The sequence below is a fragment of the Nitrospira sp. CR1.1 genome (assembly GCA_014055465.1).
Taxonomy (GTDB): domain Bacteria; phylum Nitrospirota; class Nitrospiria; order Nitrospirales; family Nitrospiraceae; genus Nitrospira_A.
Genome location: WIAF01000002.1, coordinates 274,095 through 299,066, shown reverse-complemented (window position 1 = coordinate 299,066; position 24,972 = coordinate 274,095). Strand labels below are relative to the sequence as shown.

At 56.1% G+C, this 24,972-nt stretch carries 21 protein-coding genes; 20 read left to right on the top strand and 1 reads right to left on the bottom strand.

What is annotated here, in order from left to right; all coding sequences use genetic code 11:
* Positions 1–102 precede the first annotated feature (102 nt).
* From GDA65_06015 to GDA65_06000, 4 genes are read left to right on the top strand one after another with little or no spacing between them, the layout of a single operon-like run.
* Entirely contained in the window at positions 103–1,650 is a 1,548-nt protein-coding gene (locus GDA65_06015) for a hypothetical protein (GenBank protein MBA5862246.1), read from the top strand.
* A 58-nt stretch (positions 1,651–1,708) separates the two neighbouring features.
* Positions 1,709–3,049 carry an oligosaccharide repeat unit polymerase gene (locus GDA65_06010; protein MBA5862245.1) on the top strand — a complete coding sequence of 447 codons (1,341 nt, stop codon included), beginning with the start codon at positions 1,709–1,711 and terminating at the stop codon, positions 3,047–3,049.
* Entirely contained in the window at positions 3,050–3,937 is an 888-nt protein-coding gene (locus GDA65_06005) for a hypothetical protein (protein MBA5862244.1), read from the top strand.
* A gap of 39 nt (positions 3,938–3,976) precedes the next feature.
* On the top strand, positions 3,977–5,149 hold the full coding sequence (locus tag GDA65_06000; GenBank protein MBA5862243.1) for a glycosyltransferase: 1,173 nt from the start codon (positions 3,977–3,979) through the stop codon (positions 5,147–5,149).
* Positions 5,150–5,192: 43 nt separating this feature from the next.
* On the opposite strand, the gene GDA65_05995 is transcribed toward GDA65_06000, so the two are convergent.
* Positions 5,193–5,915, bottom strand: coding sequence for a methyltransferase domain-containing protein (locus tag GDA65_05995; protein ID MBA5862242.1), 723 nt, complete (start codon positions 5,913–5,915; stop codon positions 5,193–5,195).
* A gap of 430 nt (positions 5,916–6,345) precedes the next feature.
* On the opposite strand from GDA65_05995, the gene GDA65_05990 reads away from it, so the two are divergent.
* The 16 genes from GDA65_05990 (at position 6,346) to GDA65_05915 (ending at position 24,955) form a co-directional block, all read left to right on the top strand.
* Positions 6,346–6,975, top strand: coding sequence for a sugar transferase (locus GDA65_05990; protein MBA5862241.1), 630 nt, complete (start codon positions 6,346–6,348; stop codon positions 6,973–6,975).
* Positions 6,972–7,973 carry a hypothetical protein gene (locus tag GDA65_05985; protein MBA5862240.1) on the top strand — a complete coding sequence of 334 codons (1,002 nt, stop codon included), beginning with the start codon at positions 6,972–6,974 and terminating at the stop codon, positions 7,971–7,973. Before GDA65_05990 ends, GDA65_05985 begins: the two co-directional genes overlap by 4 nt.
* Positions 7,927–8,967: an alpha-ketoacid dehydrogenase subunit beta gene (locus tag GDA65_05980; GenBank protein ID MBA5862239.1), complete on the top strand. Its 1,041-nt coding sequence runs from the start codon at positions 7,927–7,929 to the stop codon at positions 8,965–8,967. The genes GDA65_05985 and GDA65_05980 overlap by 47 nt, the downstream gene beginning before the upstream one ends.
* 2 nt (positions 8,968–8,969) lie before the next feature.
* Positions 8,970–10,082 (top strand): DegT/DnrJ/EryC1/StrS family aminotransferase, encoded by a 1,113-nt coding sequence (locus tag GDA65_05975; protein ID MBA5862238.1) that lies wholly within the window; start codon positions 8,970–8,972, stop codon positions 10,080–10,082.
* A complete protein-coding gene (locus tag GDA65_05970; GenBank protein ID MBA5862237.1) occupies positions 10,079–10,855 on the top strand; it encodes a methyltransferase domain-containing protein in 777 nt (258 codons plus the stop codon). The genes GDA65_05975 and GDA65_05970 overlap by 4 nt, the downstream gene beginning before the upstream one ends.
* Before the next feature lie 329 nt (positions 10,856–11,184).
* The gene (locus tag GDA65_05965) at positions 11,185–12,819 is read left to right on the top strand and encodes a hypothetical protein (GenBank protein ID MBA5862236.1); all 1,635 of its coding nucleotides are present in this window, start codon (positions 11,185–11,187) and stop codon (positions 12,817–12,819) included.
* A gap of 309 nt (positions 12,820–13,128) precedes the next feature.
* A complete protein-coding gene (locus GDA65_05960; GenBank protein ID MBA5862235.1) occupies positions 13,129–15,756 on the top strand; it encodes a hypothetical protein in 2,628 nt (875 codons plus the stop codon).
* A gap of 150 nt (positions 15,757–15,906) precedes the next feature.
* Positions 15,907–17,133 (top strand): hypothetical protein, encoded by a 1,227-nt coding sequence (locus tag GDA65_05955; protein ID MBA5862234.1) that lies wholly within the window; start codon positions 15,907–15,909, stop codon positions 17,131–17,133.
* Positions 17,134–17,243: 110 nt separating this feature from the next.
* On the top strand, positions 17,244–18,260 hold the full coding sequence (gene hpnH, locus GDA65_05950) for an adenosyl-hopene transferase HpnH (protein MBA5862233.1): 1,017 nt from the start codon (positions 17,244–17,246) through the stop codon (positions 18,258–18,260).
* 96 nt (positions 18,261–18,356) lie between these two features.
* Complete coding sequence (locus tag GDA65_05945) at positions 18,357–18,746, top strand: hypothetical protein (protein ID MBA5862232.1); 390 nt, start codon at positions 18,357–18,359, stop codon at positions 18,744–18,746.
* 165 nt (positions 18,747–18,911) lie between these two features.
* Entirely contained in the window at positions 18,912–19,568 is a 657-nt protein-coding gene (locus GDA65_05940; protein ID MBA5862231.1) for a hypothetical protein, read from the top strand.
* Between the two features lie 211 nt (positions 19,569–19,779).
* Positions 19,780–20,283, top strand: coding sequence for a c-type cytochrome (locus tag GDA65_05935; protein ID MBA5862230.1), 504 nt, complete (start codon positions 19,780–19,782; stop codon positions 20,281–20,283).
* Between the two features lie 65 nt (positions 20,284–20,348).
* On the top strand, positions 20,349–22,052 hold the full coding sequence (locus GDA65_05930) for a hypothetical protein (protein MBA5862229.1): 1,704 nt from the start codon (positions 20,349–20,351) through the stop codon (positions 22,050–22,052).
* A gap of 39 nt (positions 22,053–22,091) precedes the next feature.
* Positions 22,092–22,895 (top strand): c-type cytochrome, encoded by an 804-nt coding sequence (locus GDA65_05925; protein MBA5862228.1) that lies wholly within the window; start codon positions 22,092–22,094, stop codon positions 22,893–22,895.
* A gap of 2 nt (positions 22,896–22,897) precedes the next feature.
* Positions 22,898–23,839 carry a Rieske 2Fe-2S domain-containing protein gene (locus GDA65_05920; GenBank protein MBA5862227.1) on the top strand — a complete coding sequence of 314 codons (942 nt, stop codon included), beginning with the start codon at positions 22,898–22,900 and terminating at the stop codon, positions 23,837–23,839.
* Positions 23,840–24,955: a cytochrome bc complex cytochrome b subunit gene (locus GDA65_05915; GenBank protein MBA5862226.1), complete on the top strand. Its 1,116-nt coding sequence runs from the start codon at positions 23,840–23,842 to the stop codon at positions 24,953–24,955.
* The last annotated feature ends 17 nt before the right edge of the window (positions 24,956–24,972 follow it).

Here is a 24,972-nt window from a genome sequence, read left to right as displayed (position 1 = left end):
AACTCGGCAGGCGTGGCGTCAATCACTTTACCCGAGATGGAGTGGCTTCCACGGGGATGCGGCATTCTCGTCATGAATTGACGAAAAACCCCTTTGAGCAATATGAGCAAGGACGTGAGAAGTGGCTTGTCGGTTCAGAGTTGGGCCTCGGCGTCCTTGCTATTGATCGCTGTTGCTTTTCTGAGCAAGGGCCTTGGCTTTTTTCGTGAACTGCTCATCGCCAAATACTTCGGCGTCAGTGGTGAGGTGGATGCCTTTATCGTCGCTCTTACCGTGGCACTCCTTGCGGGCAGCGGAATAGGGGTTGCTCTGTCGACCATGCTGATTCCCGTTGTGCACACCCTTCACGCAAAGGAGGGCGAGGAACGCGCCGCGAGGTTTGTGGGGAAGATAATAGTTGCCACACTTGTCATATCGGCATTCGCGATGGTTCCGCTCATTGTCGCTCCCGAATCAATCATCCGCATGCTTGCTCCCTCCCTGTCCCGGCGGGTGGTGAGTCTGGCGACAAGCTTTGTTCCATGGCTAGCCCTCTATGCGCTATTGCTCAATCTGGTGTTCGTCTTGTCTGCGGCGTTCAACACGCACGGCCACTTTTCAATTCCTGCATTCAGCGATCTTGGCTTTAACGTGGTGGCCATTACCATATTACTGATGTTTGCCAGCGTATTAGGTGTTGGCGCTCTCGTGGCTGGCAGCATTCTCGGTCTGGCAGTCTGCGGGGGGATCCTGTTCGTTCTACTTTGGCGACATCATTTGGCCAGGTTTGGCAGACAGCAATCGGAGGAAGCGATATGGCCTTTCCTCTATCTGTGCATGCCAATACTCTTGTTGGAGTTTTCGTGTCAGGTTCTTGCCACAGTAGAGAATTATTTTGCCTCCGGGCTGGCAGAAGGTAGCATTGCGGCCCTCAATTATGCGCGCCGGGTGAACATTGTACTGGTTGCACTGGTCGCCTTAAACGTATCGCGCGGGGTATTCCCAACCTTTTCGGCACTTTGGCGCGAGGGAAAGCGGCAGGAGGCAGGGGAGATTCTGACGCGAATTAGTAACACGGTCATCATCCTCTTTATCCCGACTGCAGTCTGCTGTGTGGCATTGCGCGATCAAATCTTAGCTCTGCTCTACATGCGAGGGGCATTTGATCACCATGGGCTGGAGATGACGGAAGCGGTGTTTATATTCTATTGTGGAGGACTTGTCGCTGCGGTCCTTGAGCCGGTGTTCATCAAGGCGTGTTACGCCTTTCGAGATACTTGGACCCCGCTTGTCTCGATGGCTCTCAGTGCCGTATTGGCGACTATCGGCTCCTATCTGCTCATTCCCGTTTATGGGCTCATCGGGATTGCGTTCGTGGTAAACCTTGCGGTTGCGTTCCGTGCCTTCATCATGGCCTTCGTGTTGAGCAGGGCACTAGAATATTTTGATCTCAGAAAGTTAGGCGCATGCAGTGCAGGTGCATTGATATGTGCAGGTTTGGCCTATGCGGCCAGCATCGGTATTCCTCGTGACACTCCGTTTGGGCTGTTGGCGTGGAGTCTGGTGTTTGCCGTAACCTATCTGTTGGGCGGTTGGTTTTTCTTGGAAGGATCAATCCGACCGCTAGTGTGGAGGTTCGCGAGATTCGGAACCGAGATGCGGAGTCGTTGATTCTTTCGGGCTGGGCTGTTGTTGCTCATCCGAGATTCGTGTGCAGGCAGGCGGGACAATGAACGTGGCTGTCAATAATACGTGGTGGATCTGCATGTTGCTCGCAATCCCTATCGTTCTGATGGCGGGGTGGGCCAGAATTGAGCAAGGCAGCTGGTTTGCGCCGGGAGCCTTTTTTTCTCTCCTCTGGGTGATGTACGCGGTAGGTCCCTTAATGTTAGCCCCGGATCTAGAGGTGTGGCCTGGGGCACTTGTCATGATCTGGACAATCACGTTGATGGTGTATGTGGGGACTGTGACGGGATTAGGTCAGTTCGGACAGGCCAGTCATCAAGTGAACATGACGAGCCGAAACACCTGGCCCGCCAGGGACAGGTCTAACAACGCGGCCGTTTCTCTCGGGCATGCCACCATGTTTTGTGGGATTCTTGGCTGCATAGCGGTGGTCGCGCTTGTTCAGTCCGGGGGCTACAGTATTGGAGATCTGTTGTCGACGGATGCAATTGCCGCGATGGCTCAATTTTTCTCGACGGCTCGGTATGCCGAGGAATATCGTCCTCCGGCAATTGTGCAGGTATTCTTGGTGTTTATGTATGCCAGCGCGCTGTTGGGCGGGTCTTGGTTTGCTTGTTCAACCGGGACCTATTCACGCGTGTTCGCGTTGTTCCCTTTTGTCCCAGCAATGCTGGTTACGGTCGTGCAGACAACACGGGCCCCACTGTTGTTTCAGATCGTGTTTTGGCTTTCGGCTTATTGGGGAATGAAAATATTTCAAGATGGCCCAGGAAGACCGTTCTTTACGCGAAAAAGCATTGTTTTTGTCCCGTTCGCCGGGTGCGTGCTTCTTCTGGGTTTTTCAATGGTTCTACTTGTACGGTACGGCCTCACGTTGGATTCGCTCATTCCAGTCATAGGACCTCGTTTTATTAGAGGGGATGTGGTTGGATATCTTGTTGCGTTTGGTGAATGGCTTAGGTCGGGAAGGCATCTCGATCTCGCTCCCTCGTTTGGTGCCATCACGTTCGGAGGAATCTTCGAGATTCTTGGTATCAAAAAACGAGTGTTGGGGATTCATGAAGATGTCACCGACCTAGATCTCGGAGAATTTTCGACTGATACAAACATCTATACCGTTTTCAGAGGGCTTATTGAGGATTTCACCCTCCCAGGCACCCTCGCAATCCTCTTCTGTATCGGCTTTGTTGGTGGAACCGGGTACAGAATGGTGGCACGGCGAGCTGTCGCCGGACTTCCTCTCCTGATCTCGTTTTACTGGTTTGCTTTGTGGAGTCCTATCGCCGCAGTCACGACCTATAACACGCTGATCGTCGCATTCTTCATGTTTGCCATATACGTGGTGTTTTGGGTGAGGCCGCCTCATACGCCAAGGTCACAGTAAATGAATGGCCGCGACGGACTGCACCGGGGTGCCCATCCTCATTTGCCGATGGTGGTCATTGGTGTCACCTATAGAAGTAATTCTGACGCGCTCCGTCTGGCGCGACAGATCAGTCGAGAGAAGGTAGCGGAACGGCCAGTTCTAGTCCTCGTCGACAATAGCGAAGTATCTGATCTCGCGGCGGCGCTTTCTGATCTGGATCCTTGGGAGGCGGGCATCAGTATCCATATCCCAGGACGCAATCTCGGCTATTTCGGTGGGGCGGCTTCGGCGCTGGAAGAATTTGTGCTGACTCATGAATGGCCCGAGTGGGTCATCGTGTGTAATGTGGATTTAATTTTGGAAGGCAAGAAGTTTTTCGTGCGGCTGATGCAGTACGGAGAAAGTCATGCTCACACCGTGATCGCACCGGCCATTATTTCAGGCGTGTCAGGCAGAGACCAAAATCCATTCATGTTGGCACGTCCGACTCGTCTTCGGATGCGTTTTTATAAGGCCATTTTCCAGTGGTACCCTGTGCTGTGGCTCTACTCCGCAATGCATCTGATGAAAGAGCGGTTGCGGGGGGTATGGAGGCTCTTAGGAACCGATACCATGGTGTCCCGTTCCTATGTTGAACCATTGCCCATTTATGCAGGCCATGGTGCGTTTTTGGCGTTCCGAAAAAGCTATTTTGAGTCGGGCGGTACGCTGCATCATGGTTCATTCTTGTTCGGGGAAGAGGTGTTCGTAGCCGAGACCGCCCGGCGTGCCGGCTCAAGCGTTGCCTATGACCCGCGACTGCGTGTTCGTCATGAAGAACATAAAACAATAGGGATGTGGCCTACGAGATTGATGGCGGCCCGCATGAAAGAAGCGGCCACGTATTGCGCAGACACATTCTTCTAAGCCATAACGCGCATTCGAACTGAGTCACTCCTTCTCGCTATGAGCACTGATTGCGGGACAGCAAAGCCTTCGCAGACGACACAGGCCCACAACTATCCTATCGTCTCAATTATCATTCCCTGCCGGAACGAACAGGCTTTCATCGGCGGCTGTCTCGATTCTATCCTTGAAAATGATTTTCCCAAGGAGCAGTTGGAGATTCTGGTGGTGGACGGCATGAGCGAGGATGGCACCAGGGAACTCCTTAATGCCTACTCCCGTGAGTATGCCTTTCTTTTCGTGCTGGATAATCCCAAACGCGTAACTCCCGCGGCGTTGAACATGGGGATCCAGCACACGCGTGGCCCCATCGTCATGCGAATGGACGCCCATGCCCGATATGACAAACACTATATTTCCCGTTGCGTGGATGCGTTGGGGAAGTACAAAGTGGATAATGTCGGGGGGATCTGGAAGACCCTGCCTCGCACGGAGACGCTGGCGGGATGGTGCATTGTCAAAGCCTTGTCTCATCCGTTCGGGGTCGGGAACTCGCATTTTCGTCTGATCCATGGCGGAGAGCCCAAGTTCGTCGATACGGTTCCGTTCTTTTGTGTGAGGCGATGGGTGTTTCAGGAACTCGGCGAATTTAATGAACGTCTGGTCCGGGGCGAAGACATGGAATTCAGCCTTCGGCTGAATCAGCCGGGCGTATTCAATGAGCGGTTGACGCGAGGACAGGATATGGAATTCAGTCTTCGCCTGCGGAAGGCTGGAGGCCGTACCCTCCTCGTGCCCGATATCGTCAGCTACTATTTTGCTCGATCGGACCTCAAGTCCTTCTGGTGCCACAATTGGATCAACGGCGTATGGGCCGTCATGCCTTTTGCCTATAGCCGGGTGATTCCGGTGAGCCTGCGCCATCTCGTTCCGCTGTTTTTTGTCGGCAGCCTGTCGGTGACCATGGCCTTAACGGCGTGGTGGCCAGCATTCGGGTGGATCTTCATAGGCATTTTCGGCGCCTATGTATTCGCGAATCTTCTGGCATCACTCCATGCCGCCTGGGAGGCGAGGAACCCGAAGTATGTGCTGATGATGCCGGTTATTTTTGCCATGCTGCATGTGGGATACGGGTTGGGCTCTCTATGGGGAGTAGCACGACTTTTGAGTGCCAAGGAATTTTGGAGGAAGGTATTAAGGGGGGACCCGGAGCACACAGCCCCTGTGGCCTAGAAATGGCTCCACAAGGTGCAACCCATGTTCCAGGACGAAGCCCTTATCTGTCTTGCCGATCGGTTTGCTTTTGGAGAACTGTAACGACCTGTCCTACACAAAACGGCAACGTTTTCTGGACAATGAAATATAAAGGCTGCAAGTAAGTAGACAGAAACCGGCCGATTGGCGGTATTAAAGCACCATACGTTCGGCAGTGTTGGGTGGTTTCTAGGCCTACTCCGAATAAAGAGGCAATTCGCTTTTTTGACAAGGCCTTGTATTCTGGGTGCCGTAAGCTATATCGCCAGTCAATCAGCATCACGTAGCCAGATGGCTTTACCACTCGGAGCATTTCCTGGGCAATTCTTCGAGAAGAGGCGTCATCGGCCAGCTGGATAAACATCGTCGACTCCATAACTATGTCAAAGGAATCAGAGTCATAGTTCATTCTTGATGCATCGCCCCAGGTGAGATTGAGGTTGGGAAAACGTTTTTTCCCTTCGTGCACTCTTTCTTGGATAATATCAATTCCGAACAAACAGTCTGGTGCGAATCCAAAAGCCAGAAATTGCAGCAAGCTTCCTCCAGTACCACATCCGACATCCAAAACTTTCCAGCTCCTGTTAATGGGTAGCGCCCGGAGTGCTTTGACGACCGACTGTTGAATTGCCAGTATTTGAAACAGTACTCCTGGATTGGTAAGAATATCGTTTCTATCCTTTCCCTTCCGAGAGTGATACTCATTGTACCAGTCAGAGGTTTGTTGCTCGGTGGCTTCTTTCATCTGTATGAAATTTTGGGCCTGTTGCGAGTTACTGTTTGAACGAGAAGACTTGGTTGTTGGTGCAATGTACTCAATTTCGTATAATCGCAGCAAATGTGGCCTTTCCCACTAATTCTGAGAGGAGTGGAATACCGTGCATGCCATCGGCAAGACCCTTGTCTTGGCGCAAGCAAGGGGCCGATTCCGATCCCCGAAACTTCCAATCCAAGACGTTGGGATCGGAAACGATCTTGCTGAGTCTTGCGGTGATCAGCCAGGAGTCTGGAAAGTTTGACGAAGGCACCGTTGTTATGGAAGACATCTTTGAAGCAGTAAGGTCTCAGCAGCCTAATGACCAATAAGATACTGTTCGTAGTAGGATTAGGGTACATTGTCCAATCGAGGCAGCGGCATTAGCACAACGGTGGGTTACAGCGCCTTTTTTCTTAGGATGAAACGACTGTTTGATTTCGTGTGCGCCGCTGCGGGGCTGGCCCTCCTCGGTCCACTGTTCACTATGATCGCGCTCATGATTGCGCTGTACGACGGTGGGTCGCCGTTCTTTCGAGGATGGCGTGTTGGGTTCGCCGGCAAGCCCTTTCGCATTCTCAAATTTCGAACCATGCAGCCGGATGCGGAACGGCTTGGGGTGAGTTCCACCGCCAATGACGATCCTCGAGTGACGAGGATTGGGACGGTGCTGAGACGGTATAAATTGGATGAACTCCCACAGCTTTGGAACGTGCTCTGTGGCGAGATGAGTCTGGTTGGGCCGCGACCAGAAGTACAGCGGTTTGTGGATCTCTATACTGAGGAAGAGAAAGCCATTCTCACGGTGAGGCCCGGTCTCACCGACTGGGCCAGTTTATGGAACATCGATGAAGGCGCCGTTCTTGAGGGGAGCGCTGACCCGGATCGGGCCTATTGCGAACTCATCAGACCGAAAAAGATTCGGCTCCAGCTGGCCTATGTGCGCCGGGCCGGCTTCTGGACCGATCTCGGAATTCTGTTTCAGACCATTGGTGCGGTTCTGTTCCGTGTGAAATTCCGCGAGCCACAGGTTGTGGAGCTGGGAGCATGAATCTTCAGACGAAGGGCGGTGGGACGTTGTTGCGTGATCAATTAATGTCGCTCTTTCGCGGGATGCAGCGAATCCGTCTGGCCGAGGAGCGCATCGGGGAACTCGTGGCGAGCCGGGAGGTGCGGACCCCCTGTCATCTCTCAATCGGGCAGGAGGCGATTCCGGCCGGTGTCTGCGCTGCGCTCAACGAGGACGATACGGTCTGGGGCGGCCATCGCTCGCACGGCCACTACCTGGCGAAGGGCGGGGATCTGCGCGCCATGATGGCGGAGATTCTTGGGAAAGCGACCGGTTGTGCTCGCGGGCGTGGAGGCTCCATGCATCTCGTGGCTCCGGCGCAGGGTATTTTCGGGACGGTTCCACTGGTGGCTGCCACGATTCCTATGGCCGTGGGTGCTGCCCTCTCGGCCAAGTTGCGAAGGTCCGATCAGGTCGCCGTGGCGTTTTTCGGGGATGGTGCAACCGACGAGGGGCACTTCCACGAATCGCTGAATCTGGCGGCCTTGTACCGTCTCCCGGTTTTGTTTGTCTGCGAGAATAATTTCTACTCCACGCATCTGACGCTGAAAGAGCGACGGGTCAAGGACAATATCGTCGAGAGTGCGGCCCTCCATGGACTGCCTGGTGTGGTGGTGGATGGGAACGATGTGACCGCTGTATATCAGGCGGCGCATCAGGCCGTGCATCAAGCGCGGATCGGCGAGGGCCCCACTCTGTTGGAATGTCGCACTTATCGATGGCGCGGACATGTCGGTCCCGCGGCCGATCTCGAGGTCGGCGAGGATCGGCGGCGCGAACTCGATGAGTGGCAGCCTCGCGATCCGATCGCCCGGTGCCGTGGCCTCCTGCATGCGCTCGGCCTGTCGCCCGAAGTGCTTGATCGGCTTGAGGCTGACGTACAGGAGGAAATCGACGAGGCCGTAACATTCGCCCGCCAATCGCCGGCTCCCGATGAGAGCGACGTGCTGCAGCACGTCTATGTGCGGGGAGGGGGCTAGGCGTATGCGCACACTCAGTTATGCGCAGGCGATCCGTGAGGCCCATGCGCAACTCCTTGCAGCGGATCCGCGGGTGTTTTTGATCGGGCAGGGCGTTTGGAATCCCTGGTATGCGGGAACCAGCCTGCAGGATCTAGATAAGGAGTTCGGCAAAGACCGCGTGATCGATTCTCCGGTGTCGGAGAATGCCACCACCGGCGCCGCGATTGGCGCCGCCATCACCGGGATGCGCCCCATTGTGTTCCATCCGCGCATGGATTTTATGTTACTGGCCGTGGATCCCATCATGAACCAGGCAGCTAATTGGTCGTACCTCTTTGCCGGCCAGGTGTCTGTGCCGGTGGTGATACGCGCGGTCATCAATCGAGGCGGCGAGCAAGGCGCACAACATTCCCAAGCCCTGCAGGCGCTGTTTGCACATGTGCCGGGGCTGAAAGTCGTCATGCCCGCAACCCCCTATGACGCGAAGGGGCTGCTCGTGGCCGCCGTACGAGACGGAAATCCTGTACTCTATATCGACGACCGCTGGCTCTATGATCTGCAGGGAGATGTGCCTGAAGGCCTCTATGAGGTACCGATCGGGTCGGCAGCCCTTCGGCGGACCGGGAGAGATGTGACGCTCGTGGCCACGTCCTACATGGCGGCTGAAGCGGTCAAGGCGGCTGCAACGCTGGCTCAGCGAGGCATCGATGTGGAGTTGATCGATCTGCGTTCGATCAAACCCTGGGATCGCAATCTCGTGTATTCTTCGGTGGGGAAAACCGGCCGATTGGTCATTGCCGATGCGGCCTGGCTGAGCGGCGGCATTGCGGCAGAAATTGCCGCCTCGGTGGCAGGGGAGATGTTTCACGCTTTGAAGGCGCCGATCAGCCGCGTCTGTTTACCGGATGTGCCGGCGCCGACCTCTGCCGTGCTTGAACAAGCGTACTATGTCGGCGCGGAGGACGTGGTGTCCGCAGTGGAGAAAGTGCTTGTGTCGAGTACCCGATCCTAAGTATGGCCTATCACGTTCCCTTCATCGACCCGCGCAGTCACTACGCGAAACTCAAGTCTGAGATCGATCGGGCGATCATCGACTGCCTGGCCAACGGCGATCTCGTCAATCGGCACCAGCTCAAGGATTTTGAGCAGCACCTGGCCGAGTTCGTCGGTGTGAAGTACGCCGTCGGGGTCAACAGCGGCTATCACGCACTGTTGTTCGCGCTGCTCGGTGCAGGAGTCGGACCGGGACATGAAGTCATTACGGTGGCCCACACGTTCGTCGCAACGGTTTCTGCCATCGTCCATTGCGGGGCGCGTCCGGTACTGATCGATGTGGGCCCTGACTTCAATATGGATGTCGATCTGATTGAGCGTGCCGTCACGGCGAAGACAAAAGCGCTGCTCCCTGTACATCTCAATGGGCGAGTCTGTGAGATGGACCGTATTCTGGAATTGGCCGACAAGCATGGATTGGCCGTCATTGAAGATGCGGCCCAGGCGCTTGGGGCCACCTTCGACGGCAAATGCGCCGGGAGTCAGGGACGCGCCGGCTGCTTCAGTTTTTATCCCTTCAAGGTGCTCGGCGGGTTCGGCGACGGCGGGGCCATTACAACGAACGATCCCGAGCTCGCCCGCATGGCGACCCTCCTCCGCTATAACGGGGAGGACCGCGCGACCGGCGAATATCACTACCATGGGCAGACGGCCTTGTTGGACAATGTCCAGGCGGCGGTGCTGGATGTGAAGCTGCGCCATCTTCCGGAATGGATCGCGCACCGGCGGCGGATTGCCTCTGCCTACCATCGGGGGTTGTCCGGAATCACACAACTGCGAATTCCTCAGTTCGACGAGGCGCGGCGCAAGGACATCTTTCAGAACTATGTGATTCGCACCAGGGCCCGCGATCAACTGCGCGTGTTTCTGAAAGAACAAGGAATCGAGACGCTGGTCCATTGGCCGAAGCCGATGTGGGAACACCGGGGGCTGGCGCTCACGGCGCCGGATGTGCCGGAAACCGAGGCCATGTGCCTGGAAGTTCTGTCGCTTCCAATGAGCGCGGAAACGACGGAGGCGCAGGTCGACATCATCGTCGCCGCGCTTCGGACATTTTTCTCAACGCAGCCGTGACCCTCCCCGATTACAGTCCGGTGACGGAAAAGGCGGGTGATTGGGTAACGCCTGAGGCGTTGTCCATGGTGTATACCCGCTATCGCTTCGCGGCCGACTTCTGCCGAGGCCGCCGGGTGCTGGACGTCGCGTGCGGCCCTGGCGTCGGGCTCGGCTACCTGGGACGGCATGCCGAGGCGATCATCGGTGGGGATCTGACGGACCCCTTGCTCCGTCAAGCTTGGAAGCATCTGCAGGGCACGATTCCTTTGGTGCAACTCCAGGCCGAAGCCTTGCCGCTGCGGGCTGCATCGTGCGACGTGATTGTCTGTTACGAGGCCCTCTATTTTTTTGAGGACGCCGGGAAATTTTTCACGGAGTGCCGGAGGGTGTTGACTGCTCAGGGACTTCTGTTGCTTTGCACGGTCAATCCGGAATGGTCGGAATTCAATCCGAATGCTCGCAGTTGCCGCTACTATTCCGCCCGTGAACTCTCGGCCTTGCTGCGGGAGGCCGGGTTTCAGCCGGACATCTTCTGCGCCTTTCCCGTTGCGCCGGCTTCGATTCCTGCGGTCTTCCTGTCGTGGATCAAACGCGTCGCTGTCCGGCTGCGCCTGATCCCTTCGAGCATGTCGGGGAAGCGGTTGCTCAAGCGGCTGTTTCTCGGGAAACTGGCCCGCTTCCCAGAAGCCGTCGATGACAGCATGGCCCCCTACGACCAACCTGTACGGATGTCGCTGGAGTACCCGGTTACCGGGCACAAGATACTGCTTGCTCTTGGGCGACTCGCCTGAATCCATTGTCGTATGAATGAGCTCGCGGGTTTTCCCCGGTTGTCCTTCGTTTTTCCGGGGCTGGATTCATCTATCGGGGACAAGGTATCCTTCCGGTCTGAAGCGGCGGAACGTGAAGCCGCAGGAGTCGGCTCAACTGGGATAGGTCATGGCGTGTCCGTTCACCACATCAGTTACCCTTGGCCAACCATGTCCACTGCTGTTGGTCGTCCACGTAGGGCTAGCTGTACGCAGGCAGGATTGATGGGCCGCCATGCTGCTGAGTGGGAGACCGGCTGTTCGCGACGGATTCGCACCACCATGACTCCTTGTTTTGCCCGGCCTGTCTTGTGAGCCCATCTCGCGTCTCATTTGGTCTTGCCCTCGGGTTGCTCCTGTGGATGGTCTGGAGCGGGCCGGCCTTCGCGTCCAGCAACCTCCCGCTGCACCACTGGGGATATGACGCCATTGAGCGCCTCATTGCTCTGGGAGTAATCGACCGGGCCTTGGTGGGCGCGAAGCCGTTCACCCGCATGCAAGCAGCGCAGTATGTGGCGCGGGCGATCGAACGGGTTCGCGCCGACGAGGTCGAGCTCGACGGTCGCGAGGCCATTGCCGAGCCGCTTTTGGAACGATTGCTGGCGGAGTTTCGTCCGGAGCTCATTCGCCTCGGCACCATCCGCGCACGTCCTGACGACAAAACCGGTTCGCTACGGTTCGGGGCCCGGGTCACTTCTGAGGTCGATGCCTCGTCTATCGGCGGCGGACAGACAATCCGGTTTCGTGAAAACCGCGGCGGGGAATATTTCGTCAACGGAGTCCAAAATCAAACCGATGTGCGCGCCTGGGCGGAGTTGAACGAATGGGCCGCCGTGATGGTCCAACCGAAATTCATCAGCAATCGTCATCTTCTGGGATTGGGGCCTACCAATAACAGCGACAATTTTTACCTGCGGGAATTCAGCCTGAAGTTGAGCTATGCCAACATCGCGTTGGAGGCGGGGCGAGGGACGCAATGGTGGGGGCCCGGCTACCATGGTTCCCTGTTGCTGACCGATCACGCGTTTCCGATGGATATGATCAAATTGGGCACGGAGCGACCGTTTCAATTGCCGGGATTTCTGAGCGGCCTGGGCGATTGGAAGGTCAATGCCTTTCTGGCTCAGCTGGAACGCAATCGCGATTTTTCGCGCGCCAGGGTCTTCGGATTACGCATCAGTTACCTGCCGGTCTCCTGGTTGGAGTTCGGACTCACGCGCCTGACACAGTTCGGCGGGCGCGGGCGCGATCAGTCTTTTCCGGAAACGATCGTCGATACCTACATCCACCCGGCGAACCAGGGATCCGACAAGGAGGTGAACGAACAAGGGATGGCCGATTTCCGGCTCAGGTTGCCATCGGTTCCGTACCTGATTCCCTTTCCTGCCGGTCTTCAACTGTATGGGGAGATCGGGACGGAGGACAAGTGGTCGCAACTGCCGATCCCGAGCCGGGCCGCGTTTTTAGGCGGCATCTATATCCCACAGGTGTTTCAGGGCGATACCATGGACCTGCGCATCGAATACGCCGATACGGACTACGGACGACGGCGGCATCCCGAACTGGGAGGTGTGTGGTACAACAACGGGACTTACACCAGCGGCATGCGCTACCGAGGATTTCCATTGGGTCACCATATGGGAACCGACGGGATCGACGTGTTTGTGCGCAGCACCCGATATCTGACCGACACCGTGCAGTTGGGCGCGAACTTCAATATTCAGGAGCGGGACCGGGGCCAGCCGGTTCATGAAAAGAAGCGGGAAGCTGCCGTCGATCTGACCTGGTGGTATTCCAAAGACGTCCAGGTCATGGGTGGATACACCTTTCAGCGGCTGACGAACCCCGGCCAGGTGTCGGCCATTACGCCCTTTATGGAAACTTTTTCCGCCGGAGTGACGGCGAAGAATCATTTGCTGTGGACGGCCGTGGCCGTTCAGTTTTAGCAGGATGCGGAAAAAGTCCACCAATCAGTGTGTGCGTCACCTGTGAGGCGTACTTCATTCGGGAACGGGAGTTACTGCCCCGGCCGGAGATGCGCAGTGCTTGAGGAGGCGTGCGCGAGGCGAGAGTTTCGGTGCGCCCTACCGCGAGCCCGCCGGCCGAAGGCCAGTCGCAGCAGTGACTCCCTGAGTGTTGCATCAGTGCTCATGAATAAGGTGGGTTAGATCCAGCCTGAGACTCGTTTGACTGAGGCGATGATTTTAGATTAGAACCTACTGTCGTTATCCACAGGCTAAGGCGGTTTCCATCGGATGCACCATTCAACTGACGAGTCACTGCATTGTATTCTTCCGTGCCCTCGGCCAAGCCGTTGGATACGCGTGGTAACCTGGTTGTTAGTGGGTGCTCTGGTTCTTCCTCCTTCTCTCTTGGCGCAGACGCTGACGAATCCTGTGCTGCCACCCTCATCCGCCCCTTCAACAGGCGGACCCTCGCTGGGGAATCAAATGTCACCGTTTCTCCCATTCGGGAACTTTGGGTTGCCGACCTCTCCCGGGCAGGCGATTGTGACGAATCCGACAGCGACTCAACCGATAGTGCCTCAGTATGCCCCTTGCCCGATCCCAACGGCGCCAGATCTCTCGCCGGAGAACACGGTGCCGAATCTCAACGACTATTGGCCCATGGCCGCCAATAGTCTCTTGCCTGCCTCAGTCGAGCAACGCATGCGGCAGGAGGAAGAAGAACGTGATCGGCGGCTCGAACGGGATCAAGCAGAAAAAGAAAAGCGGAGCTTGGAGCATCAAACTCAGGTCGAGCGCGAAAAGAAAGGCGTGTCTCAACTGCAGGGTTTGCAATCAGCCGTGCAGGGGGGCATGGGGATAGGGCCGCAGGCCCAAGCGCTGGCTCAAGCCAACCAGCAACAAAAAACAGAGCTTCAGCAAAAACCGTTTACTGCGGAACTGCTGCGTCATCAGGACTTCTCCGTCGAAGAAGCCTTCGCCCAATTTTCGGTGCTGCAGGGAGTCAAGAGTCGCCTGAAACAATTTGGCTATGACTTTTTCGACGCCCATGCGGGCGGGTTCACCTCGCTACAAGATGTTCCCGTAGGTCCGGATTACGTGATTGGTCCGCAGGATTCTCTCGCTGTGCACATCTGGAATGTGCCGGATCAAAACTTCAATCGCAGTTACATTGCTCCGGTCGAACGAGACGGGATGGTGGTGATTCCCCAAGTCGGAGCCATTCCGGTCGGAGGACAAACCTTTTCACAGGCTGAGCGCACAATCCATGCCCGATTGAGCATGCTTCTGAAACGTTTTGAGTTGCACGTGTCCATGGCCAGAATCCGGACGATGAAGGTCTATGTCGTAGGAGAAGTGGCACGGCCAGGCGCCTATGAGCTGAGTGCCCTGGCTACAGTGTCGAACGCGATTTATGCGGCTTGTGGGCCTGCTCGTTCCGGCTCCCTACGACAGATCAGGATCATGCGAGAAGGAAAGACGGTCGGGCAATTGGATCTCTATGACTTTTTGCTTCAGGGAGATCGGCGGCAGGACAGTCGGCTGCAGGCCGGCGACGTGGTGCTCGTCCCTCCGCTTGGGCCTGTTGTGGCAATCAGCGGGTCGGTTAAACGACCGGCGATTTATGAAATGAAGCCTGGTGCGCGATTGACTGAATTGCTGACCTTGGCGGGGGGGCTGACGCCCTTGTCTGATCGCCAGCGCTGCCATTTGTTTCGACAGGATCCGGCCCTGCAAGAACGGAATATGATCGATGTCGATCTCGTTCGTGCCTTTGCGTCCCAAGGGGCTGAAAAAAGTCGGCTAGGTACCGAGGGCGGGGATCCCATTCTCCTGGATGGCGACTATATCCGTATTCCGACGTTACCCACCCAGGTGGTGAACGTGGTGAGTCTTGTCGGCGCGGTCAAAAGTCCCGGACCGTATGAGTACCGTCCCGGCATGCACGTGAAAGACATCTTATCGCCGGAACAACTCTCCGTTGATGCGTATGCTGATCGGGCTGAGATCGTTCGCACAGATCCCGTGACCTATCTCACCAAAGTGATTCAGTTTAGTCCGAAGGCGCTATTCGAAGGCCAGGAGTCCGACAACCATCCGCTGAGGCGACTGGATCAGGTGGTGATTGCGAGTCAGCTGAGACCTCCGGCTCTTGTGCTGGTGGAAGGCGAGGTGCGACGGGCCGGCTACTTCACCATTGAAATCGGCGAACGACTTAGTTCGGTATTGAAACGGTCCGGCGGATTTAGCCCTAATGCCTTTCCAAGCGGCATCATGTTGGTGCGAGAATCGGTGAAATTGAAACAGCAGGCGGAGCTCGATCGCTTTATTGCGGCCGAGCGACAGCGTCTGACCGCGCAATCTGCCGGCATTGCTGCAGGAACAGCAGGGTTGACCGCCGCGTCGGCTTTTGCGACGAGTGGAACGATTGCGGAGCAACAGGTGCTGTCCCTTCGACTCCAGCAGCTCGAAGCGATCGCATCGCGGATCGAGCTGGGCCGGGTCATTGTCCGGTTGGATTCGATCGAGAGTCTGGAAGGGACTGAAGACGACATTATTCTGGAATCTCGTGACCGGATTACCATTCCAACTCCCCCGCAAACCGTCGGAATTATCGGGTCCGTGAAGAACCCCAGCACCGTGGTGTATCGGCCGGGCTTGGATCTCAACGATTACCTGCGGCAAGCCGGCGGTATCACGGAAGATGCCAACAAGCGTGAGATGTATGTGATGCGGGCGAATGGAACAACCGATTCCTCCTACCTCTCGGCGAAGGAAATGCGTCCTGGAGATACCATCGTCGTGCCGCAGAAAATTGAGGCTCGCCCTCCCCAATTGGCCTTGTGGCAAACCGTGGCGAGCATTATCGGCAGCCTCGCGCTGACGGCGGCTGGCATTGCCGTGGTCGGTCGGTAGGGCGGAGAAACCAAGGTGGTCTGTTAATCCCCATGCGGAGAATCAACGAACTTCCGGCGGCGATTTGATTCTGTAGAGATATCACGCCTGACCGTTGGCGATGCTGGGATCGAACCGTGACAGTCGCCTCACCTGAGACAATCTAGCAAGATGGACTGGCCTTCAGATAGCCCACACGCCCTGCTGGAACCTTCCCGCCACCAGGCAGAGAGGCCTGCGGTTGACCAATCAGCCACTCTGTTCGATTACTGGGATGTGCTTGTCGCGCGGCGGAAGATAGTGCTCGGCTTGTGCGTGGCCGCTCTGGCAATCTCGCTCGGTGTCAGCCTCCTCCTGCCTCATGTGTATGAATCCACCTCTTCTGTTCTGCCTCAGTTGGAGTCCAAGGAAGGTGGGGCATTGGCTGCTTTGCTGGCGTCACCGGCCGCAGGCGGGATGGCGCAAAATCTTGGTCTTGGTTTGCCTGGTCTGCCGACGACACCGACGGACGTCTTTGTCTCCATCCTGAAGTCGCGCCTGATGGCCGATGATGTGATCAAGAAATTCAACTTGATGGATCGATATCGGGAAAAGACGATGGTCGAAACCCGCAAAGAGTTGGAAGATCATCTGCGGATCACGGTGACCAAGGAGAAAGTGATCAAGGTCTCGGTGGAGGATGAGGACCCGCAGGTGGCGTCGGACATGGCGAATTTTTATGTGTCGAATCTCGATCGCTTGAACCGGACGGTGACCGTCAATAAGGCCGGACAGAATCGCGCGTTTTTGGAGCGACGGCTCCATGAGACGATGGAGAGCATGGCCAAGGCCGAGGACGCGTTACGGGACTTTCAGGCCAAAAATAAGACGGTGGCCGTCGAGGCGCAGGCAAAAGTCATGATTGAAGCAGCGGCGATCATCCAAGGGCAGATTACGGCACAGGAGGTTCAACTCCAGGTGATGGGAGGGTATCTGTCGGCGGAGAATCCGGATCTGGCTCGCATCCGCTCGAATGTCGAAGAGCTCAAAAAACAACTGGCTACGATGAGTTCGGGGAAGGATGTCCAGGGGATCCGTTCGGGAGAACGCCTCCATCCGGCAATGGTGGCTGTGCCTGATCTGGCGCTGCAGTTCGGCCGGCTCTTCCGGCAAGTCAAGGTTCAGGAAACGCTCTTCACGCTTTTGACATCCCAGCATGAGCAGGCGAAGATCGCGGAGGCTCGTGACACGCCGACGGTGCAGGTGCTTGACCAGGCTGTGCCGGCCGACAAACGGATTCGTCCGCGCATCGTGCTCAATGTGGCGGTGGCCGGCGTGCTCGCATTGGTGATGGGCATGTTCCTCGCGTTTTTTCTCGACTATCGGGCGCGGGTTCGCCAGGGTTGCTCCCCAACCTGAAAATTGACGATTTTTCGATCGCGATGGTAGAATCCGCGCGAACCCTCTGCTACAAGGCCGGAAGTCTCAGTCGGTACTCACATTCACATTTACCAGAATAGGAGAACGGGATGGCTGTTCCAGTCTCCCAGATGTATACAGTGACCAAGTACGTGTTGACCCAGAAACTCCGGGGGGTCAAGCGGTATCCGCTCGTGTTGATGCTCGAGCCATTATTTCGCTGCAATCTCGCGTGCGCGGGATGCGGCAAGATTCAATATCCGGATCATGTGCTGGATAAGCGGCTGACTCCGGCACAATGTTGGGCGGCAGCGGATGAGTGTGCCGCGCCTATCATCAGTATTCCCGGTGGTGAACCGCTGATTCATCCTGAAATGCCGGAAATCGTGCGCGGTCTCGTCGAGCGGAAGAAATATGTCTATCTCTGCACGAATGCCATTTTGATGGAACGGAAGCTCGATGAGTATCCGGCGTCAAAATTTTTAACGTTCAGCGTCCATATGGATGGTCTGCGGGATGAGCACGATCTGGCGGTCTGTCGCGACGGGGTCTACGACGTGGCCGTGAAGGCCATCAAGGCGGCGCTCAAGCGGGGCCATCGGGTCACGACCAACACGACGCTGTTCGACGATGCCAACCCGGAGCGCGTGCGGAAGTTTTTTGATGAAATGATGGGGCTGGGCGTCGAAGGCATGATGATTTCGCCCGGGTATAGCTATCAAAAAGCCCCAGACCAACAGCATTTTCTGAAGCGGAGCCGGACCACCGAATTGTTTTCGAAGATCCTCAGCAATCGAAAGCGCGGGTGGCAGTTCAACCAGTCCCCCCTGTTTCTGGAGTTCCTCATGGGCAAGCGCGAATACCAGTGTACGCCTTGGGGAAATCCCACGTATAACGTGTTTGGATGGCAGCGCCCCTGTTATTTGCTCCAAGAGGGTTATGCCTCAAGTTTTCAAGAGCTCATGGAGAAGACGGATTGGGATTCCTACGGCACCGGGCGCAATGAAAAATGCGCGGACTGCATGGTGCATTGCGGGTACGAGGCTTCGGCTGTGGAGGATACCTTCGGGTCACTGTCCGGTTTCACGAAGACCGTCAAAATTACCCTCATGCCGAACGCGCAATAGCCCGGTCTCAATCGGTATGATGGTCGCCATGGTGAGGCATTCGGCCGCGGGCCGGCCGAATGCCTCACCGTCACCCTTTCGCAAGACGGGAAGACTATGACTGACGCGAAGTGCCACGCGCCGGAGACCGGCAGCCTTGAAGGCCGGGTTTTTCGACCGGCATCCCCCACTGAACTGAGCGAGGCCATCGAACTCGCCTTTGATTACCGGGGAGATATCACCGTCGAACTGAAGTCCGGCGGCCAAGTCACCGGCTACCTCTTTAATCGAACTGCCACAGGAGATCAGCCCACAATTGAGCTGTTCCCTTCCACCAGCAGCGGAACGATGACCATCCCGTATTCGGAGGTGATGACGCTTGCCTTCACGGGAGAAGATACGGCCACCGGAAAGTCCTGGGAGGCCTGGATCGCCAAGAAGGAGTCGGAACGGCAGAAAGACATCGATCGCGCCGCTGCGGACGCCAAATCGCGCGGGCATCTCTGAGCATTCGCGCCGCTGATCCGCCAGTCATTTGTTCTGGCGTGCCGCGAGCGTTTTCGCTTCCTCACTGGCTGCAATTTCCTCCTCCGCTTCCTCAATCTTCGACACGTATTCCATCGTTGATCCTTCCGTTTGACTCCATCCATTTGTTGACAAAGAGGGGGGGCTATGCTAGAAGGATCGGCCTCAAATTTGGGTCGAGTCCGTGTCGAGGAAGCCTCTCATAATCAGGCTCTGGGCGGGATGTTTGTGAGGCTGAAAATCAGTCCGGCACGGGTCAAACGTATGCGAGGGCGGAGAGGGATCAGTAGAGGTGCCACCCGCCATTTCGTACTTGTTTGGGGCTTGATCGCGACGTTGTTCGTGCCGTCGGTCTCGTTTGCCAGTCATGCCGCCGACCATCGATTTACTGTCGAAGGGTTTGTGTGCGGAAAAGACGGTCGGCCCGCCGTCAATGTAGAGGTGCTGGTCAAGGATACGCGGGTCACCGTCGGTCAGACTGTTACGACAGATGGTGACGGGTACTATAAAGTTACGCTGCATCTTCATAACGATAATGTCGGCGACCCGCTCTTGGTTGAGGCCGGCGGGGAACAGCAGAATTTTAAAATCCAGTTCGATCCGAACGATCTGGAGACCGAACGTAAGCTTCGGGTTGATTTCGGGAGTGGGTGCGAGCGCGATCTTGGTCCTCCGCAGTGGTTATTCTATGGGCTGGGGATTGCGGCTGTTGCTATTGTGGGATGGATTGGGCTAAAAATTTCCCGCAAGCGGATGCGAGAAGAGCAACGGCGAAAGAAGGGGCAGGGCAAGCGGCAGAAATAGGGCACGGTCCGTGGGGCATTGTTCCTCGCCGGATCGAATCGTAAGAAGTAGGCGGGGAATTCCAAACGTGACCTCGTTGTATTGTGAGTCTTGACGCTTTTGCTGTGGGTGCTGGTTGCGCCACAGAGAAGCGTCTTTTTTTTCTGTCGATGATAATGGGCGTCGGGGCTTGAGAAGGCGCCGGCATGAAGAAAGGAGCGGGAACTTTTTTATGAAACACGCAGGCATGAAGAGATTGGCTCTGATGGTCGGCATTCTTGGCTTTGGTTTTGGTGTCGTGGGATGTGGTGGCGGTGAAGGCGGCGGCGAGGGCCCGGTTGTTCCGCCACCCCCTGCTCCTGCGGAATATGCCGATAAGCATATGCCTGCCGGTTGGTGGACGGATCCGAAGATCCTGGAAGAGGGTAAGGAGTTGTATATCGGCGGTAAGAATCCCGACGTCAACTGTGCCAGCTGTCACGGCAAGGATGGTAAGCCGGTGAAGGCCGGTGCGCGCGACTTCCGCAACGGCGATCGTATGAAGATGTATTCGGACTCCGTGTGGTTCTGGCGCATTTCCGAGGGCGTGCCGAACACCAAGATGAAGCCGTGGAAGAGCAAGTTGTCGGAAGAGGATCGCTGGAAGATCTTGGCGTTTGAGCGCTCGTTCGGCTTGTCCGGCAAGGGCTGGGATGCCAATAAGAAGGATTGGGTGCCTGCTGACCAGGTGAAGTAGTTCGTGTCTGGCGTGATTCGAGTCATGGGGCAATCGGTTGGAATGAGGAGGAGCGGCGAGACATCATGAAAATCTGGCAGCGCTGTTTGTTGGTCATGTTTGCGCTAGTGGCGATATTGGGAGGCGTGGCCTATGCGCAAGCTCCCAGTGCGCCCCCCGTGGAGTTCCCCTACACCGGGAATCGCACGGCAGTATGGATCGTCGCTCAGCTCCACATTCTCTTTGCGGGATTCATCCTCGGGGCTCCCATTTTTGTGGTGATCTCCGAATGGCTGGGGTATCGCAAGCAGGATCCTCGTTATGACCGGTTGGCCAAAGAGGTCACGAAGGTCACGGTCATCCTCTACAGCATGACCGCATTGACAGGCGGCCTGTTCATCTTTGTGCTGCTTGCCACCTATCCTCAATTCACGACCTGGCTCATCAATCACTTCTTCCTGATTTTCGCCGTCGTCTATCCGCTCTTGTTCATCGGCGAAACCATTGTTCTCTACATGTATTTTTATACATGGGATGCCTGGAAGGGTGAAAAGAAGGGGCGTCACATTGCGTTGGGCGTGCTGCTGAATCTCATCGGCTCGATTACGCTGTTTGTGATCGACGCGCCGACCTCTTTCATGAATACCCCGGTTCGGGCGGAAGGTATTTCGCCGGCTGAATTCCTGGCGACCGCCACCCTGTGGGACAAAGTCTTCAACTACAGCTGGATGCCGCTCAATTTGCACCGGCTTGTTGGGAATGTGACCTTCGGTGGCTTCGTCGCCGGCCTCATTGCTGCCTATATGTTCATGGGATCGAAGAAGGAAGAAGATCGCGCCTATTACGATTGGATGGGCTTTGTCGGCAATATGATCGGCGTGGGTGCGTTGTTGTTCCTGCCCTTCATGGGATATTTGCTGGCCTACGAGCTCTGCGATTACGACGCCTCCATCTGTCCCTACATGATGGCCGATCAGTTGTCGATGTTCTTCGAAATGCAAGGCGCCATGATCGGCCTCATCTTCCTGGCGAGTAATTACTATATCTGGCTGAGTATGAAGCGTATTGAGGGGGTCGAGCGGGTTCGGATGACGGTGATCGCGCCGATCGTTATGGTTTTGCTGCCGATCGTCATGACCAAGGTCTTGACCGATTATCCCGTACCGGATCCGACTTCGCTGGCCTTCCTCCTCCCGCTTCTGTTGGCGCCGGCCGTCCTGGGACGGTTCATCCCGCTGACGGTTTCGTCCAGTACGGTCATTAAGATCGGCTTTTTGATGGTGGTCGTGGGCAACGCCATCTGGATGACGCCGCACGGATTTGTGCCCACGGGGGCCAAGTTGGTGGCAGAACTCGAATTGCCGTCCGATTGGAATTTCCTCGCGCTGATGCCGGCAAAAAATTCCGCGGCGTTCACCCTGGTCTTCGTCACAGTCGTGAATTACGTCATTTATAACCGTGCCGTTTCGCAGGGAACCATTGTGTGGGGCAAAATCGACTTTGCCTCGCAATTCGTTCTGGTCTTCCTCGCCTTTAGCGCGATTTGGACCATGGGCCTCATGGGGGCGGTTCGGTCCCTGTTGCGGAAGTACTTCCATACGTACAACCTGTTGCCGGATTTCACGGCGGAATCTTTTACGCCAACGCTGTCGTATTCGGCCTGGTGGATCACCGGTATTACCATCGTGTTCTATGCGGTGGTCAGCTTTGCCATTATCGTGACGTTGCGGCCCTCTGATTCGAAAGGGCATGCACACGAGGGAAGCCCTGTTCCTGCAGGAGCGAAGTAGACGGTCACCATACTGGACGGGCGGTAAACGAGGGTATTCATGGGAAACGTGATTAAAAAAATGGTTGTGGGCATTGTGATCGGCGGGATCTTGTTCGGCGCCACCAAGGCGCTGGACTTCCCCTTCGTCTTTCAGGCGCTGTTTTTTGGTTATGCCATCCTAGGCGCCCTTGTCTTCATGATTCTCGATCTTCCGACGTTGAAGCCCTTTGGTGGCGTGAAGGCCGTCGGGGCACTCCTCGTGTTTTATGCCATATTGTCTGTGGTGTTTATCGCTGGCGCTTCCGCGTGGCCGCAGTACGATCCGGAAGATGAGAAGGGGAAGATCGAAAAAATTCTGAAGCCGAAGCGCGAACACTATGAAGCCGGTAAGGTGGATGTGCTCATGCAGCGCGCCAAAGCTTTGGATGAAAAAGCCAAAGAGTTGACTGCTCGATTGCAGGCCTTGGGTGCGGGGCAGGCTCCTGCGGACCAGAAGGCCGGAGGGGAAAGTGCGCCGACCTCGACCGCTGCCTCTTCCGGTGACATCGCCAAATTGGGTGAAGAGCAATGGCAATTGCAGGAATGTTACAACTGCCACAAGCTTAACGGTGAAGGCGGTAAGAAGCGCGGCCCTGAATTGGATAACATTGGGAACCTCTTGCCTGCAGCAGAAATTGCTAGAAAGATCATCGATCCAAAAAGTTACAAGGCGGAAGGATTCGATCAAGAGTACGACAAGGGGAAGATGCCTGATAAATACAAAGACCTCATGGAGCTCAAGGATATCGATGCGTTGGCGGCCTGGCTGGCCGGTTATAAGAATGCTTCGGTGAATACTCCGAAGCCGATCAAGATGAAGTGAGTATGATGCAGCCGAAACTGAAATCCAAAGTTCGATGTACGGACGGTGAAGTCGGGGAACTGCGCCGGGTCATCATGGATCCGCTCTCCCACGAGATTAGTGACATCGTGGTCGGCGATGAGAAAACCGGTTCGGTCGAACGCCAGATACCGATGTCGCAGGTGCAGGGCGTCACGGATGAAGTGGTGACGCTCCGCGCCACCCGTGCCGAGTACGCGACGTTCCCGGCGTTTAAGCGTGATGAGTACGTGACCACGCACGAAGTTGAAATCGCTCATCTCGAAGATCGCATTCACGTGACGCCGGGAGAAGTGCTGGTCCCTCTTCCTGAGCTGGAACGGAGTGTGAAGCGTCGGACGTTTTTCATGAACTTCACCCATGCCATCGGTTTTCTCATCGGTTTCCCTTTGGCGTTTCCCGTGTTGCGATATTTGATGAAGCCGATGTATTCCCCGTTCGATAACGAGTGGATCAAGATCGGCAACTCGGGAAAAATCAAGCAAGATGACGTCGGCGTTCAATACAAATACAAACGCAAGTTTAAAGAAGCCTATATGCCGGAGCAGGAGATCGACAAGAACGTCTGGGTCTTGAAGGCGACGCCCAAGGTGTTGGAGTCTGTCTATCAAGGCAAAGATATGGAGTTCCACGATGCGGCCGGCAAGGTGGTCTGGACCAACAAGAAGGACGTGCCCTATATCGCCTACTCGGGTAAATGCCCACACTTGGGCTGTGGTTTTAAATGGAGGACGCACAAGATCCTGGGGCAGGTCTTTCTCTGCCCCTGTCACTTAAGTATCTATGATGCTGCAGGGAAGGTTTTGGATGGACCGGCCCCTCGGCCGTTGGATCCGCTCCCCATCAAAGTTACCGCAACGGGCGACATCACCATTATCGATATGGAATTCAAAGCGGGCACGAAAGCCCAGGTTCGGATTGTCTAAATGGATACGACTACGCAATCGACAACGACTCAGCCGTCAGCCATTGAAAAAGTCTTCGCCTTTGTCGACGAACGCGTCGGGCTGAAGACGCTACAGGCCAAAATGCTCAATGAGCCCGTCCCTGGCGGGTCTCGGTGGGCGTATGTATTTGGCTCTGTCCTGCTTTTTATTTTCATCATGCAGGCGGTCACTGGCATTCTGCTGATGTTCTATTATGTGCCGACCGCAGACCACGCCTATGCGAGCACCCAGTACATCATCCACACAGTGGATTATGGTTGGTTTTTGCTGAGCTACCATTTTTGGGGCTCCACGGCGATGGTGGTGTGTGTCTTTGCGCACATGTCTCAAGTCTTTCTATGGGGCGCCTACAAAAAACCTCGCGAATTGATCTGGTTGGTTGGCTTGGCGCTCTTCGGGATTGTCATGGGGTTTGGATTCACCGGCTATCTCCTTCCCTGGGACCAGCGCGCCTATTGGGCCACCACGGTCGGGGTCGAGATCATGGACAAGACGCCGTTGCTCGGCGACTTCATGGCGCGATTCCTTAAGGGCGGTGCGACGCCTGGCCAGATGACATTGAGCCGCTTCTTTGTCATCCATGTGATGGTCTTGCCCGCCGCGCTCATGGGCCTGGCTGGCTTGCATTTGTTCTTGTTCAGAAAGGCCGGCCCTGCCGGCCCGTTCCGCGGGAGCGTCGAAGAGATCAAGGCGAAGACCGACTATTTCTTCCCTCGTCAGATCTGGAAAGATATTGTCGGCATGGTGGCCGTGTTTCTCTGCATCTGCAGTCTCGCCTTCTGGGAGCCAATCGTCCTTCTTGAGGAAGCGACCCCGGACCCGGGCGACTATCACCCGGAACCGGAATGGTATTTCCTCTTCCTGTTCCAACTTCTCCGTCTCAAGGTCTTTGCCGGAGAGTTCGGACAGTTTCTCGGGGCAATTGCATTGCCTGGGGCCTTCATGGCCTTGCTCGCTGCGCTGCCTTTCATTGATCGGGATCCGGAACGCAATATCTTTAAGCGGCCGATCGCGCTGATCAGTTGGATCGTGGTAATGGCCAGCATCCTGATTTTCACCGTGGCCGCCATTATCAACCGCGAATTTCTTGACTAGCCGGAGGGGCGTGGGCA

Bases quoted from the DNA above. Each gene is read 5' to 3' on its own strand.
- GDA65_05935 (MBA5862230.1), top strand. From the start codon at position 19,780: ATGAAACACGCAGGCATGAAGAGATTGGCTCTGATGGTCGGCATTCTT.
- GDA65_05955 (MBA5862234.1), top strand. From the start codon at position 15,907: ATGGACTGGCCTTCAGATAGCCCACACGCCCTGCTGGAACCTTCCCGC.
- GDA65_06005 (MBA5862244.1), top strand. From the start codon at position 3,050: ATGAATGGCCGCGACGGACTGCACCGGGGTGCCCATCCTCATTTGCCG.
- GDA65_05920 (MBA5862227.1), top strand. From the start codon at position 22,898: ATGATGCAGCCGAAACTGAAATCCAAAGTTCGATGTACGGACGGTGAA.
- GDA65_05915 (MBA5862226.1), top strand. From the start codon at position 23,840: ATGGATACGACTACGCAATCGACAACGACTCAGCCGTCAGCCATTGAA.
- GDA65_05995 (MBA5862242.1), bottom strand. From the start codon at position 5,915: ATGAAAGAAGCCACCGAGCAACAAACCTCTGACTGGTACAATGAGTAT.
- GDA65_05925 (MBA5862228.1), top strand. From the start codon at position 22,092: ATGGGAAACGTGATTAAAAAAATGGTTGTGGGCATTGTGATCGGCGGG.
- GDA65_06000 (MBA5862243.1), top strand. From the start codon at position 3,977: ATGAGCACTGATTGCGGGACAGCAAAGCCTTCGCAGACGACACAGGCC.
- GDA65_05960 (MBA5862235.1), top strand. From the start codon at position 13,129: ATGCACCATTCAACTGACGAGTCACTGCATTGTATTCTTCCGTGCCCT.
- GDA65_05990 (MBA5862241.1), top strand. From the start codon at position 6,346: ATGAAACGACTGTTTGATTTCGTGTGCGCCGCTGCGGGGCTGGCCCTC.
- GDA65_06015 (MBA5862246.1), top strand. From the start codon at position 103: ATGAGCAAGGACGTGAGAAGTGGCTTGTCGGTTCAGAGTTGGGCCTCG.
- GDA65_05985 (MBA5862240.1), top strand. From the start codon at position 6,972: ATGAATCTTCAGACGAAGGGCGGTGGGACGTTGTTGCGTGATCAATTA.
- GDA65_05940 (MBA5862231.1), top strand. From the start codon at position 18,912: ATGCTAGAAGGATCGGCCTCAAATTTGGGTCGAGTCCGTGTCGAGGAA.
- GDA65_05945 (MBA5862232.1), top strand. From the start codon at position 18,357: ATGACTGACGCGAAGTGCCACGCGCCGGAGACCGGCAGCCTTGAAGGC.
- GDA65_05980 (MBA5862239.1), top strand. From the start codon at position 7,927: ATGAGAGCGACGTGCTGCAGCACGTCTATGTGCGGGGAGGGGGCTAGG.
- hpnH (MBA5862233.1), top strand. From the start codon at position 17,244: ATGGCTGTTCCAGTCTCCCAGATGTATACAGTGACCAAGTACGTGTTG.
- GDA65_05930 (MBA5862229.1), top strand. From the start codon at position 20,349: ATGAAAATCTGGCAGCGCTGTTTGTTGGTCATGTTTGCGCTAGTGGCG.
- GDA65_05975 (MBA5862238.1), top strand. From the start codon at position 8,970: ATGGCCTATCACGTTCCCTTCATCGACCCGCGCAGTCACTACGCGAAA.
- GDA65_06010 (MBA5862245.1), top strand. From the start codon at position 1,709: ATGAACGTGGCTGTCAATAATACGTGGTGGATCTGCATGTTGCTCGCA.